The following is a 13331-nucleotide window of genomic DNA, read 5'->3' on the forward strand; positions in this document are numbered from 1 at the left end:
ATGTTTTAAAATCCATTTAAAAAAGGATTTGTCTCCATTTCTGCGCCTACCGTTGTATAATTACCGTGTCCAGGATAGATAATAGTATCCTCAGGTAATGTCAACAGTTTATTATGGATAGATTCCAATAAAATTTTGGTTGATCCACCTAATAGATCTGTACGTCCTACACCTTGTTCAAATAACGTATCTCCCACGATGGCAAAACCGTCATTTTCAAAGATATAAGAAATACTCCCCGGTGAATGCCCAGGTGTAAAAACAGCTTGAAACACAAAATTACTCATTTCAATTTGCTGTTCTTTTTTGATAATTGTATCTTGCGCTGGTGCAGCTACCCTATAATCTGGTAATGCAGGATATTTACTAGAGCCATTCTTCGTTGGATCTGCTAGCCAACTAACTTCCTTTTCATGAATCCATACAGGAACGTCAAATACCTCACGCACTGCATCTACTGCCCCTATATGATCAAAATGGGCATGTGTTAAAAAGATAGCAAGAGGTTTTAAGCCGTTGCTACGGATTGTTTTAATTAGACGCTCCGCCTCTTCACCTGGATCAAATACGATACATTCTTTTTCTTTATTCGATACGATATAGCAATTCGTTTGGACGGGACCAAGAGAATAACTTCGTACGTTCATCATAGTTATCACCTCAACTTCTTATTATACAGGCTTTGCCACAATTTGACGATAAATGTTCATAGTTTACAGTATTTTAGTCCTCGACAAAAACAAGTAGAACGTTTACAATTAAGGAGGAATATTGTTTGCGACATTCATTTTCTGATGTCGAAAGGAGTGTCTATTTTTAATGAACTTATTAATGGTTATTTTTGGTCTAGTAGCGATTTTAGCTGTATTTGGTACATTCCAAGCAATTAAAGAAAAGAACCTATTAAGCGTTGTTTTCAACTTATTAAGTGCTGCTGTATTCGGATGGTTCGTCATCATGACGATTGTTCACAGCGGTTACCCACCAAAATTACACTAAAATTCAGACAGAAAAAGAGCAGTCTCTTCGGAGATTGCTCTTTTTTGTCTATTATTACTTATTGAATTGAAGAAACCGCTTCTTGCCGATTTGTAGAACATCATTATTCATTAATACTTGTGATATGTCATCCATCGCCATTTTTTCTCCATTCAAGGATACTCCTTTTTGCTTGATTAACCGCAAAAACTCACTCTTACTTTGAATAAAACCCATTGCCACTAGTTGTGGAATGATATCCACGATTCTTTCCTTATCAATTTCTAAGAGCAGTATAGGAATGTTTTTTGGTATTTCCTTTTTTTGAAATGCTGCTTCAAAATAAGCTCTTGCTTCCTCCACTGCTGTAGATCCATGGTATAAAGCCGTTATAATTTCTGCTAATAGGAATTTCAAATCGCGGGGATTCTCTCCCTTTTGTAGTCTATCTTGAATAGCCTGCACTTGTAGTGGATGCTCATCTGTTGCTAATTCGAAATATTTGATAATTAAAGTATCTGGTACTTCCATCACCTTTTTAAACATAATCTCAGGTGCTTCATTGATGCCAATATAATTACCTAAACTCTTACTCATTTTTTCAATACCATCTAACCCCTCTAGTAAGGGCATAAAAATAGCAATTTGTTTTTCTAATCCTCGATGCTTTTGTAAGGTGCGTCCCATTAAAATATTGAACGTCTGATCCGTTCCACCTAACTCTATATCTGCCTCAAGTTCTACTGAATCATATGCTTGCATAAGTGGGTAGAAAAACTCATGTATACCAATTGGGATGTGCTGCTGGTAACGTTTCTGAAAATCCTCGCGCTCTAGAAGTCGAGCAACAGATGTTGTGGCTGCTAGCTTGATGACTTCTTCAAAGGACAGCTTCGCTAACCATTCACTATTAAAACGAACAGTTGTCTTGTTCGGATCTATTACTTTAAAAATTTGCTCACAATAAGTTTGGGCGTTTTTCTTCACTATATCGTCATTTAAGGCTGTTCGCCCCTTAGCTTTACCTGTAGGATCGCCAATTCGTCCTGTAAAATCACCGATAACAATAACTGCATGATGGCCTAAATCTTGCATTTGCTTGATTTTCCGTAGAACAACCGCATGACCTAAATGAATATCTGGTGCGGACGGATCGAGCCCTAGCTTAATCGTTAAAGGTCGCTGTTCTTTATACGATCGCTCTAATTTTTCAAATAAATCCTGTTCATCAACGATCTTGTTAGCACCCTTCTTGATAATCGCTATTTGCTCCTTTGGTGTTAAAAACATACGAAACATCTCCTTGTAATATTAAATATTAATATTGCAAGTTCTATAAGAGTAAATGGGGTACCGATTTTGTTTACAAGGCTTTAATAGCTTTACACGTTTTTGCTTAGAAGGCATAAAAAAACGCCTTTAGGAAATTCCTAAAGGACGTAGATAAACGTGTTACCACCTTTTTTCGAGAGCTATTCACATAGCTCTCCTCAACAAGTACAGCCATAGCGATACTTTTGCAATGATTACGGATGCAACCCCGTCGTAGCCTACTATAGTTTCGGTACGCAGCTCCAAGATGTATTCACTTTAATATCCCCTTGCGCCTCTCAACAACCGGCTACTCTCTGTCAGTTCCATTAAAGTTACTCGTTCTTTTCGATGCCTTTCACTCTTATACTCCGAAATGCGAAAAACAAATCTTCGTTATGCAGATATTTACACTTATTATAATCGTATCTTGCTATTTGTCAATAAAAAGAAATGTTCAATAAAGTGTATTCACGTTGCATAGTGTTGTAAAACATTGCGAAAGGTGTTTTCTTTAGCATAGGATTCACAAAAAAATTTTATGAATAGTGCTTGAGACTAATTCTTTTTTATCAGCAATAAAAAAGAGAGATCCCTATACGAGATCTCTCTTTGATTATTTAACTGAATCCTGCTTTAAATTACCTGTTTTTTCGTCATAGAAGCGAAGTAAGTCTCCATTAATGATGGCATCAGAATTTTCTAGCTCCATTGTAGCACGATCAGCATAAGACTGACATGGCTCACCATCTATTTCTTCGCCAGTTGCTTTGTCATAGCAAGCTTCACCAGCATAGACGTATTTATCTGTAATAAAACGTCCATCACGGAAGACTACAAAGTCCTCATGCTCTGGAGAAAATAAATCTGCACCCATTTGCATATCTTTTGACGTTTCAACACCAAGAAGGTGTAAGATCGTTGGACGTAAATCCATTTGTCCTGAAATCTCAGTCATTTCTTTTCCATCGCCAGCTCCTGGGATGTGGATGAATAAAGGTACTTCTTGAAGCATTGCATTATCCATTGGTGTAATTTGATCTTTTCCTAAATATTGTGCCATTGCTTTATTATGGTTCTCAGAAATACCATAGTGATCCCCATACATCACAATAATAGAATTATCATAGACACCTTGATCTTTTAACTGTTGGAAGAAGTCTTTTAAAGCCTCATCCATGTAACGTACTGTTTGGAAGTAACGATTTAATGTACCTGAATTTGAATCATATTCAGGAATCATAATATCTTCTGGATCCAATGTAAATGGATAATGGTTCGTTAAAGTAATAAGTCTAGAGTAGAATGGCTGAGGCATATCTTTCATTAAAGCAGCTGATTGCTCTAAGAATGGAACATCTTTCATTCCCCAGTTTACAGCTTGCCCCTCTTCCACAGTATATGAATCTATATCGTAGAATTTATTAATTTTTAACGATTGATACATCATGTCACGATTCCAGAATGATTTATTATTAGGGTGCATGACATTTGTAAAGTATCCATTTTCTCCAAGGCGTTCAGCCATTGAATTATACGTATTTCCACCATGTGTGAAGAATACAGCACCTCGACCTAAACCAAACAGTGAGTTTTCAACAATAAACTCCGAGTCAGAAGTTTTTCCTAACCCTGTTTGGTGATAGAAGTTACTGAAATAATACGTATCTTTATCTTTTGTTAAAGAGTTTAAGAATGGCGTAATTTCATGACCATTCATGTCATTATTAATGACAAAGTTTTGTAATGACTCCATCGATACCACAATCAGGTTACGACCTTTATATTTCCCAAACATCTCTGGATTTACAGCAGCCTGATTAGAACGTATATAGTTGTTCACTTCTACTAGTTCACTACCATCGGCTAACGCACGTTGTGCAGATGATTTAGATTGAATATAAATGTCATACAAGTGGTAATTGTACGTACCAATGTTTTTTACTAATAATTCGCGGTCAAAACTACGTGTTAGTAATTGTGGACGCTCAGTTTCTGCTAATCCTAAATTTAAGAATGTCATTGCTATTGCAAGCACAAAGAATGCACGACGGAATTCAATATTCACTTTAAATGCATCTTTCATTTTTGGTAAAAATTTATTCGCTAAGATTAAGATAACGACATCAACGAAATATAATACATCCCAAGGCTCAACAATGGCTGCTACTGATGTTCCTAAGTCACTAAAGTTACTTGTTTGGAATAATACTGGTAGCGTAATAAAATCATTGTAGAATCGATAGAACGCTACATTTCCGTATAAAACAATGGACAAAATAACGCTGACCGTAATCAAATAACGATTTCTAGCTTTTGCTGATTTAAAGAATAGTGATAAACCATACGTAAATAGCAAGAAGCTTAATGGATTAATAAATAAAATAAACTGTTGCATTGCATTTTCAATTTTCATTTCAAAGCTTGTGTGGTAAACAATGACCGTTTTGATCCAAGTTGCTATAATTGCTAGTATCATAAATGAATGTTTAGGCCACTTTATTGATTTCATTCCTAACATCCTCCCTACTTCCTTACAAAAAAATAATAATTTTTTACATTTTGTTACGGAAACAAAATATATCTTAATCCTTTTTTAACAGATAATCAACACATATCTTAGGGAAAATTTTTTCTCCCTGCTCTTTCTATGCACCAGATATCTATATATACGTTTTGCATTGTAAAAAGTTTCGTAAAAACATAAAAACAGCGGAAACCCACTGTTTTTAAGAATATTACATACATGTTACATTAATTTTACAATACCCAATTACATTATATTTCAAACATTACTTTTTATGCTCTTCCATACGAAGTCTTGTTGTTTCTTGTCGAATAAGCAGTAGAGCCATTTGATAATCTTTTATATCTAGTACATTCGCTTTATAGAGCTCACGTATTTCATCCTCCATCAACATCAAATCGCCAATAGGATCACGTGTATAAATATAGGTACCATATGTTTTCAAGAGTTCATAAATATCTAGCATTTTATCCATTTTCATTCGCTCCTCGTTGTGCAACACAGTCAATACGTTTTGTGGGCGTCACAATGATATCTACTGGGCAATCATGTGCTTCAGTAGGAACACAATCAATGATTTGCTCATCAAAGAGCAGCGACATCAGCTTACCCTTATTATAGTTTAATACATAGCGGTCATAATAACCACCGCCATAGCCGATTCGATAACCGTATGGATCAAAAACAACGCCTGGTACAACAATGATATCCATCTCATTTGCGTCAACAAACTCACTTTTTGCTGGAATGGGCTCACGCAAATGCATATATACAGTTTCAAGCTGTGCAAATGATTCAATGGCATAAAATGACATTTCTCTTGTTTTTGGGTGACATTTAGGAACTGCGACCTTTTTACCTAGTTTCCATAATTCCTCAATTATAAGAATTGTGTCGACTTCTGGCTTATTTGAAATGGTCATGCCAATTGTATTTGCTTCTATTATATATGGTTCCTGTAGCACCTTGTTTAACACAGCTAATGATTGACGATGATAGTCTTCATCCGTCATAGTTGCAAGGGCTTGGCGTACCGTGTTTCGTAAAGTTGTTTTATCCATCTAGGCTACCTCCTATATCGTAAAACTTCATATCCTCCTGGAATTGTTACATTGAATGATGTGATAAAATGTAGAAAGCCAAAACCACTTGTGGTTTTGGCTTAATGAGCGATTACTTAGTTTCACGGTGAAGAGTGTATTTCTTCTCGCGAGAGCAATATTTTTTAAGTTCAAGACGCTCTGGATTGTTACGCTTGTTCTTTTTAGAAATGTAGTTACGTTCGCCGCAATCTGTGCAAGCTAAAGTAATATTTACGCGCATCATTAACCCTCCCACTCTATATCAAGAATTTAAATTTGAGCATGATTTATACGACTAACCTATTATAACATAAACTGAAAAAAAATCTACCTTCATTTCATATTAAGTTTGCATATGGTAAAATATCTTATAATTACATACTACATTGAGGTGAAACTATTGGATTTATCCATCGTATTAATGAGTATTGGCATTTTTCTGATCATTGTTTCGTTCTTTTTCAAAAATAGCTCGAAAAAAATCGAACAAGATGTCGAAGAATTATCTATCTCCATCTTCCAAGAAACGAATAATTTAAAACGTCGCCTTAAGATTGTGGAGGAAGAACTTTTACTAGAGCCAGAGTTCCAAGTGAAATCAAAATCAAGTATCCCTCCAAAAGGTCAAGATCCTAAAGTGCACCAAGTCATGCAGGCCGTTCAACAGGCTGCACAGAGTTCAAAAGTTGGACAAACAACAGCACCAGCAAAACCGATTCATCAAATTATTATTAGTCAGGTACTTGAATTAAATAAACAGGGTCTTTCTGTAGCAGATATTAGTATTCGCTCAAATTTAACAGAAGAGCAAGTTCGGCAAGTGATTGCAAACGGGGGGCGTTGATTGATGAATAAGTCTGCCATTCGTGCATTTGGTATAGCCATTTTTCTTGTTGGGGCATTGCTTGCACTCGCAAACCGCTTCGATGTAAATATTGGTCTTCCTACTAAGGAATTTTCCAATCAACAACAGGTAAAAGAACTACAAAACAAACTAAGTAAGGCCAATCAAGAAATTGCCTCGTTAAAGGATCAATTAAAGCAAGTACATACGACTGAAAAAACTTCTACAACAGATGCATCTGAACAAGCTGATAAAGAAGCGTATACAGATGTAACAACGATGTCTCTGCAAATCTATAGTGGTATCACACCGTATAGTGTGGCCCAAAAACTTGAAGACGGTGGCATTATTACCAATAGTGTTGAAATGGAGTTACTACTTGCTAACCCTAAATATGCTAGAAGCTTACAAATCGGCTCCTATGAGGTCAATTCTTCCATGACTTTAGAAGAAATAGCTAATTTAATTACAGGCAAGAAACAATAATTTAAAAAGCTGGCGCCCATTCATATATGAGGCGACAGCTTTTTTATTACGCTATACTTTCTAGAAAGGCTTGCATCATCATACTGCCTTCTTTTGTGCCGATTGATTCAGGATGAAACTGCAGCCCATAAAGAGGATATTCTTTATGTTGAATGGCCATAATCTCTCCGTCATCACCTGCTGTGGCGAGTATTTTAAAATCCTTGTGTAAAGTTTGTTCTTCAATAATAAGTGAATGATATCGCATAACCTCGATATCCCCATCTAATTGGGCAAATAAACCTGTTTGCTCGTATTGTAATGGGGACAGCTTTCCATGCATAATATTTTTTGCCTGTACAATATTTGCGCCAAAAGCCTGACCTATCGATTGGTGCCCTAGACAAATACCTAAAATAGGGAATTTTTGATAGAGTTCCTTGATGACCTCTATCGTTATCCCTGCTTCATTTGGCGTTCCTGGCCCTGGTGATAAAATGATGGCTTCTGGCGATAGTTTTTGAATTTCTTCTATAGTAATGACATCATTCCGTACAACCTTGACGCTTTTTCCAAGCATACTGATTTGTTGAAATAAATTATAGGTAAAAGAATCGTAGTTATCTATTATTAGAATCATTTTTTTACCTCCAATAGGGCACGTGCCTTATTCAGTGTTTCTTCATATTCTGACAATGGAATCGAATCATAAACAATACCTGCTCCTGCTTGTACATGTGCCTTTTGATCCTTAATGAGCATCGTGCGAATCGCGAGGGCCAAGTCCATATCACCAGTTGTCGAAATATAGCCTACTGCTCCCGCATACACCCCACGTTTTACTGGTTCTAATTCATTAATCAATTGTATGGCCCGAATTTTTGGTGCCCCTGACACTGTACCAGCAGGTAAACAAGCACGAAGTACATCCAGTACATGGAGGTCATCTCGCAATTCGGCAATAACCTCAGATACCATATGCATCACATATTTATAGCGCTCAATTTTCATGTATTTGGTTAGCTTGACAGAACCCACTTTTGCAATACGTCCAAGATCATTGCGACCCAAATCCACTAACATACGGTGTTCAGCTATTTCCTTGCTATCCACTAATAGCGCATTTGCGATGGCTTCATCCTGTTCTATTGTCGTGCCACGCGGCTTTGTACCTGCTATTGGATTGGTTGTCACTTTTCGATTTTTTACTTTTACAAGACTTTCAGGAGATGTTCCTAAAATAATATAGTCACCATAATCCATATAAAACATATAGGGTGATGGGTTAGACGTGCGCAATTGACGATAGAGCGAGAACGGCGAACCTGTAAACGGCGCAGAAAAACGTTGCGATAACACAATTTGGAAAATATCACCTCTCAAAATATGCTGCTTAGCACGTTCCACCAAAGCAACAAATCGTTCCTTTGAAATCATAGGCTTAAACTGTAGCTCATCCACCTTTAATACCTCAAAGGTCGTACCTGCACAAAGCTGTTGCTCCATCCTTGTAATAGCAGCTTCCATCTCCTCTAATGAACGCCCATCCTGAAATAGATCAATCGAAGCTAGTGTAATTTCTTGTGTTAGATGATCAAAAACAATAAATGTATCATAGAAAAAAACATGAACATCAGGCATAGCTAAATCATCCTGTAAATAGTCACCTATTTTTTCTGTGTAAAATGCTGTTTCATAGCCAAAGAAACCTATAGCTCCTCCAAAGAATGCAAAAGGATAGCTTTCTTTATGAAAGGGTATTAGTTCTTTTAATCGATCAAGCACATTGCCTCTAGCCTTGTCATTTTCTGCTCCTTTTGAAAACACGAATTCTTCATTGTTTCCTTTTAGTTCAGCCACTGGATTGATGGCGATAAAGGAATATCGCCCACTTTCCTCATGTTTCGCTGAGGATTCGAACAACATTTTATGCTGCCCTTTCAGTGATTGATACACAGAGATCGGGGTCATCATATCCCCATGTAATACTTTCATAGCATACTTTCTAAGCTCAACTGTCATACTCTTCTCTCCTTCTCTAAGCTCTGCTCATCTACACCTCATCTATCTTTAGCAGCAGAAATCTGCTAAAGGCTTTCTCTTCATTCAGCTAAAACATTTGCCGTCTAAAGAAAAAAATATAAAAAGGCCTTTCCATCACAAAAGGACGGAAAAGCCGTGGTGCCACCTTCATTGGTCTCCTGATAGGAAAACCCTCTCTAAGCCTTGTAACGTAGGCATCCGCTAATCCGTACTTTTTTCAGGATTAGAGCTCCGAAGTCCATTCACTAAACATTTGTACTAGTTTTCACCAACCACTAGCTCTCTATAACAAATTGTACTAGCTACTACTCTTCATCAAAGCTGATTTCTTGGTAATATTGTAAAGCAAACTATCTTACAATTCAATTTATTTTTTATTTCGCAGACTTTCTTCTTCAGGATGGCTAGCTAATGTAATCGATAGCTCCTCCATTATTTGACGAATGGCAAATAAAATATCCTGCCGCACTTCCAGCATAACAGCGGTATCATTTGAGGCAACAAAGAATCGAACAAGCACGCGATACGAATCATGATGAAATTCATCTATAAATACATGAATCATGTCTTTCTCTGTTTTAGCATGTAAATAAATTTCCTTATGAATGGCCGTTAAAGCGCTACGTATGTCTTCCTCATTATTAGCAGCAGCGATATATAAAAATTGCTCACATTTCCGTTTTTCTCGTTTAGATAAATTATAAAGTGGGCGATTCACTAAATAGGAGTTCGGCACATACACAAGTCCTTTGTCTCCTGTTTGAATTAACGTACTTCTTAAATTGATATCCTCAATCGTTCCTTCAATTTTTTGATCCTCTGTCGCAATCCAATCTCCTATTTGGAATGGATTATCTAAAGCTACGGACATGCCACCAAATACATGCGCTAGTGTATCGCGAATCCCAAAGGCAATCGCCACACCCGTTAAGCCGATTCCAGTTAAAAAGCCATTCAGATTAAAATCCCAAAAGGAAGCAATCGTAAACATAGCAAAAATCATGATAAGTACTTTACCGATTCGTAGAAAAAACGGTAGTAAAACATTCTGATCCTCTTCGCTTGTTAATTCAAATGGTTGTTTCGTATAAAAATTCAAAACATCGTAAATCCCTTTAAAAGCAAAAAACACCATAATAGACAATACAAAATTCTTTGTTGATGGATGTGTAAATAAAGGGACTTTTATTAAATAAGATAAGCTTAGCACAATGACAGTCGTCATAAAGGCATAGCCAATTGCTTTACTAAATTGAGCCAGTACATTTGCTTGGAAATTGCGCTGACGATCTTTTAAAAATAGTACAACACGATGAATAATTTTTTTGATGATGAATCGTTGAATAAGCCACCCGACTAAACAAATAATGACAGCAATTAAGCCATCTAGCCAGGTTGGGACTGTAAATTTAGGTAATAACCAATGTAATGAATCCATGTATTTCTCCTTTATAACTACCTATGTATCGCCAGCAAAAAGGAGCCGACCTTCTGTAATGGTTAGCCCCGTTCTTGTTATTGTATGGCATCATCTGCAAAAAAAGCCTTACTAGCAAACCAAAATTGCTGTTTATTAAAGTTATGTTCATGCATGGCAATTACCGAAAATTCAGCATGATATTTTTGCTTCATTTCCTTTAGCATCATTTTTGCTTGCTTGCCAACGAGATGCTGCCCATCAATAGGTGCTCCTTCTGTAAAAATAATGACATCTGCTTCTGTACCTAATTGATTTTCCTGTAGCAATGCTTTCACAAATTGTAAAACAGGTAAAATGGCTGCCTCTCCCTTTGCCTTATATTCGATAAAACTTTTAAAATCAGCTAAATTTAAATGACCATTTTCAAAGCGGTAGTGGACATGAATTTGCCGATCATACGGTACAATGTATAAATCACGGCCTTCTCGATGTGCACTCATAAATAACGCTAAAATCATACTTTTACAAATCTCAGAATAAGCGGCCATTCCTGTCGTTTGTTCTAAACAAATAATCATCGGGCCAGGGTCTTGTTGATAATCATGAAAGGGTACATAGTAAATATTGCCGCTTTTCGTTGTCTGTTGCTTAAGCTTTTGACGTCTAAGCTCTGACCATTTTCGTTCATAATACTGGCGTTGTTCTTTGCCATTTGCTAAGCGTTCTGCCTTCTCAATAGCAGGAATATTCTCTTGGATTTCATGCATGATATCCGTCAATTCCAGAGCAAATGCTGCCATATTTCGTAATGGCTCACTCTTGAAAAAATAATCGATAAAATAATGTTGTTCCCCTTCACTTAACTCCTCTATATGTAGGTTTTCATAGAGAAAACGTAAATAGTCAAGTTGTTCTATTGTCAACTGCTTGTCAAATTGCTTGATGAGGGATTCAATTGCATCTTTCATGTAGCAGCACCTCCTAAGCACCACATTTTTTGGATAATGTCTATAGTATAACCAAAAAAAATTTTTGACAATACAAAAACGCTTGCTATAAAGACGCTACAGCCAAAGACAATGTTGCTGCTTCAGGAGATTTTTTTCTGCAAATGAAAAAAAGAGCTAAAACGCAGCTCTTCTTTCTTAATTATTTAATTCATAATGTTTGCCTTTTACTAAGTAAAATAGATGTTCAGCAATATTTGTAGCATGATCAGCAGAACGCTCTAAATAGCGGCAAATAAATGTTAGGTGCGTAATCTGTGAAATATGGGAGGGGTTTTCTACCCCAGCACGGAGTAAAAGGGTGATCGTTGCCCCGTATAAATCGTCCACGTAATCATCTAACTCTGCAATCTCTTTAGCGCGTACCGTATCTTCCTCAGTAAAGGCCTTCATGATGCTCTCTAGCATTTCTACTGTTTTATTGCACATGGTTTGGAGATTTGTTATTGGGAATATCATCGGCTCCTTACCAATTCGAATTGCTTCTTTAGCTATATTAACCGCATAGTCCCCTACTCTTTCCATATCTGAAGCTGCCTTTACGAGAACCATGAGACGGCGTAAATCTGTTGCTACTGGTTGTTGCTTGGCAATCATTAGGATCACATGGTCATTAATTTCTTCTTCAAGGCGATTAATGATTAAATCGTCCTCCAAAATTTTCAAAGACTTTTCTAAATCCTGCTCTACCAATGCTTCAAAAGCTGTTTTTAATGCAAGGATACTGCTATTAGCAATTGCAAGAAATTGTCCCTGTACCTCTTTTAACTCTTGTTCAAAACGTTCACGTACGATCATTCATTGCTCCTCCTTAGCCGAAACGTCCCGAAATATAGTCTTCTGTACGTTGATCTGCTGGTGTTTGGAAAATAACATCCGTTTTATCGTATTCGACAACCTCTCCACTTAGGAAGAATGCTGTACGATCAGAAATACGTGCCGCTTGCTGCATATTATGTGTCACGATGACAATGGAATAATCCTTTTTCAGTTCTTGAACCAGCTCTTCCACTTTCAACGTAGAAATCGGATCTAAGGCAGATGTTGGCTCATCCATTAAGATGACATCAGGCTCAATAGCTAAGCAACGTGCAATACAAATACGTTGTTGCTGACCACCTGATAATCCGTAGGCATTTTGATTCAAACGGTCTTTTACCTCGTCCCAAATGGCTGCCCCTCTTAATGATTTCTCCACAATTTCATCGAGAATTTTTTTATTTTTAATGCCATGAATTCTTGGTCCATAGGCAATGTTATCATAAATGGATTTTGGAAACGGGTTTGGCTTTTGGAATACCATACCTACACGTGTTCTTAATTCCTCTACCGTATAGTTTTTATCTAAAATATTTCGCTCACGATATAAAATTTCTCCTGATGTACGTACGATTGGTACAAGTTCAACCATGCGGTTTAATGTTTTTAGATACGTAGATTTCCCACAGCCAGATGGTCCAATAATAGCCGTTACCTCATTTTCATAGATGCTTAAATTAACATCTTTTAAACCATGATGATCACCATACCATAAGTTTAAATTGCGTGTATCATAGACAATATTTTTCGCCACATCTGCTATAGGCTTAGTCGTTGCCTGGTTCCGTTTGACAATTGTTTTTTCCTCTTTAAAATCTACTACCATAAGGTCACC

Annotated in this window: 15 protein-coding genes and 2 other annotated features; of the genes, 3 read left to right on the forward strand and 12 right to left on the reverse strand. The window is 36.8% G+C overall.

Annotation, left to right across the window (positions count from 1 at the left end; translation table 11 throughout):
* Positions 1-5: 5 nt before the first annotated feature.
* On the reverse strand, positions 6-650 hold the full coding sequence (locus AC1RFD_RS09665; RefSeq protein WP_048392256.1) for an MBL fold metallo-hydrolase: 645 nt from the start codon (positions 648-650) through the stop codon (positions 6-8).
* A gap of 169 nt (positions 651-819) precedes the next feature.
* Here AC1RFD_RS09665 and AC1RFD_RS09670 point away from each other — a divergent pair, with 169 nt between their 5' ends.
* A complete protein-coding gene (locus AC1RFD_RS09670) occupies positions 820-999 on the forward strand; it encodes a DUF2759 domain-containing protein (protein WP_004231029.1) in 180 nt (59 codons plus the stop codon).
* A gap of 54 nt (positions 1000-1053) precedes the next feature.
* On the opposite strand, the gene tyrS is transcribed toward AC1RFD_RS09670, so the two are convergent.
* The 5 genes from tyrS to rpmG all read right to left on the reverse strand — a co-directional run bounded on the left by tyrS (position 1054) and on the right by rpmG (position 6139).
* Positions 1054-2268, reverse strand: coding sequence for a tyrosine--tRNA ligase (gene tyrS, locus AC1RFD_RS09675; protein ID WP_492474862.1), 1215 nt, complete (start codon positions 2266-2268; stop codon positions 1054-1056).
* Positions 2269-2408: 140 nt separating this feature from the next.
* Positions 2409-2650: a binding site (T-box leader), on the reverse strand.
* A 255-nt stretch (positions 2651-2905) separates the two neighbouring features.
* Positions 2906-4801 (reverse strand): LTA synthase family protein, encoded by a 1896-nt coding sequence (locus AC1RFD_RS09680; RefSeq protein ID WP_048392681.1) that lies wholly within the window; start codon positions 4799-4801, stop codon positions 2906-2908.
* A gap of 280 nt (positions 4802-5081) precedes the next feature.
* Positions 5082-5291, reverse strand: a complete 210-nt coding sequence (locus AC1RFD_RS09685) for a YqgQ family protein (protein WP_004231021.1) — start codon at positions 5289-5291, stop codon at positions 5082-5084.
* Positions 5284-5877: a 5-formyltetrahydrofolate cyclo-ligase gene (locus AC1RFD_RS09690; protein ID WP_048392254.1), complete on the reverse strand. Its 594-nt coding sequence runs from the start codon at positions 5875-5877 to the stop codon at positions 5284-5286. The genes AC1RFD_RS09685 and AC1RFD_RS09690 overlap by 8 nt, the downstream gene beginning before the upstream one ends.
* A gap of 112 nt (positions 5878-5989) precedes the next feature.
* Entirely contained in the window at positions 5990-6139 is a 150-nt protein-coding gene (rpmG, locus tag AC1RFD_RS09695; RefSeq protein WP_008408521.1) for a 50S ribosomal protein L33, read from the reverse strand.
* Between the two features lie 150 nt (positions 6140-6289).
* Here rpmG and AC1RFD_RS09700 point away from each other — a divergent pair, with 150 nt between their 5' ends.
* Both AC1RFD_RS09700 and AC1RFD_RS09705 read left to right on the forward strand, forming a co-directional pair.
* On the forward strand, positions 6290-6742 hold the full coding sequence (locus AC1RFD_RS09700) for a hypothetical protein (protein WP_231595624.1): 453 nt from the start codon (positions 6290-6292) through the stop codon (positions 6740-6742).
* Positions 6743-6745: 3 nt separating this feature from the next.
* On the forward strand, positions 6746-7228 hold the full coding sequence (locus tag AC1RFD_RS09705; protein ID WP_054549222.1) for a hypothetical protein: 483 nt from the start codon (positions 6746-6748) through the stop codon (positions 7226-7228).
* Positions 7229-7274: 46 nt separating this feature from the next.
* Here the strand turns inward: AC1RFD_RS09705 and AC1RFD_RS09710 are convergent, their stop codons facing one another.
* The 6 genes from AC1RFD_RS09710 to pstB all read right to left on the reverse strand — a co-directional run bounded on the left by AC1RFD_RS09710 (position 7275) and on the right by pstB (position 13322).
* Positions 7275-7847: an anthranilate synthase component II gene (locus AC1RFD_RS09710; protein WP_054549137.1), complete on the reverse strand. Its 573-nt coding sequence runs from the start codon at positions 7845-7847 to the stop codon at positions 7275-7277.
* Entirely contained in the window at positions 7844-9229 is a 1386-nt protein-coding gene (gene trpE, locus AC1RFD_RS09715; RefSeq protein ID WP_054549136.1) for an anthranilate synthase component I, read from the reverse strand. The genes AC1RFD_RS09710 and trpE overlap by 4 nt, the downstream gene beginning before the upstream one ends.
* Positions 9230-9367: 138 nt before the next feature.
* Positions 9368-9578 (reverse strand) — a binding site (T-box leader).
* Between the two features lie 39 nt (positions 9579-9617).
* Positions 9618-10688 (reverse strand): mechanosensitive ion channel family protein, encoded by a 1071-nt coding sequence (locus tag AC1RFD_RS09720; protein ID WP_054549135.1) that lies wholly within the window; start codon positions 10686-10688, stop codon positions 9618-9620.
* A gap of 77 nt (positions 10689-10765) precedes the next feature.
* Positions 10766-11638, reverse strand: a complete 873-nt coding sequence (locus tag AC1RFD_RS09725; RefSeq protein WP_048392249.1) for a vWA domain-containing protein — start codon at positions 11636-11638, stop codon at positions 10766-10768.
* A gap of 177 nt (positions 11639-11815) precedes the next feature.
* A complete protein-coding gene (phoU, locus tag AC1RFD_RS09730; RefSeq protein WP_048392248.1) occupies positions 11816-12475 on the reverse strand; it encodes a phosphate signaling complex protein PhoU in 660 nt (219 codons plus the stop codon).
* A 13-nt stretch (positions 12476-12488) separates the two neighbouring features.
* Positions 12489-13322 (reverse strand): phosphate ABC transporter ATP-binding protein PstB, encoded by an 834-nt coding sequence (gene pstB, locus AC1RFD_RS09735; RefSeq protein ID WP_112118240.1) that lies wholly within the window; start codon positions 13320-13322, stop codon positions 12489-12491.
* Between the last annotated feature and the right edge of the window lie 9 nt (positions 13323-13331).

Source organism: Lysinibacillus sp. GW823-FHT02G10 (assembly GCF_058797135.1).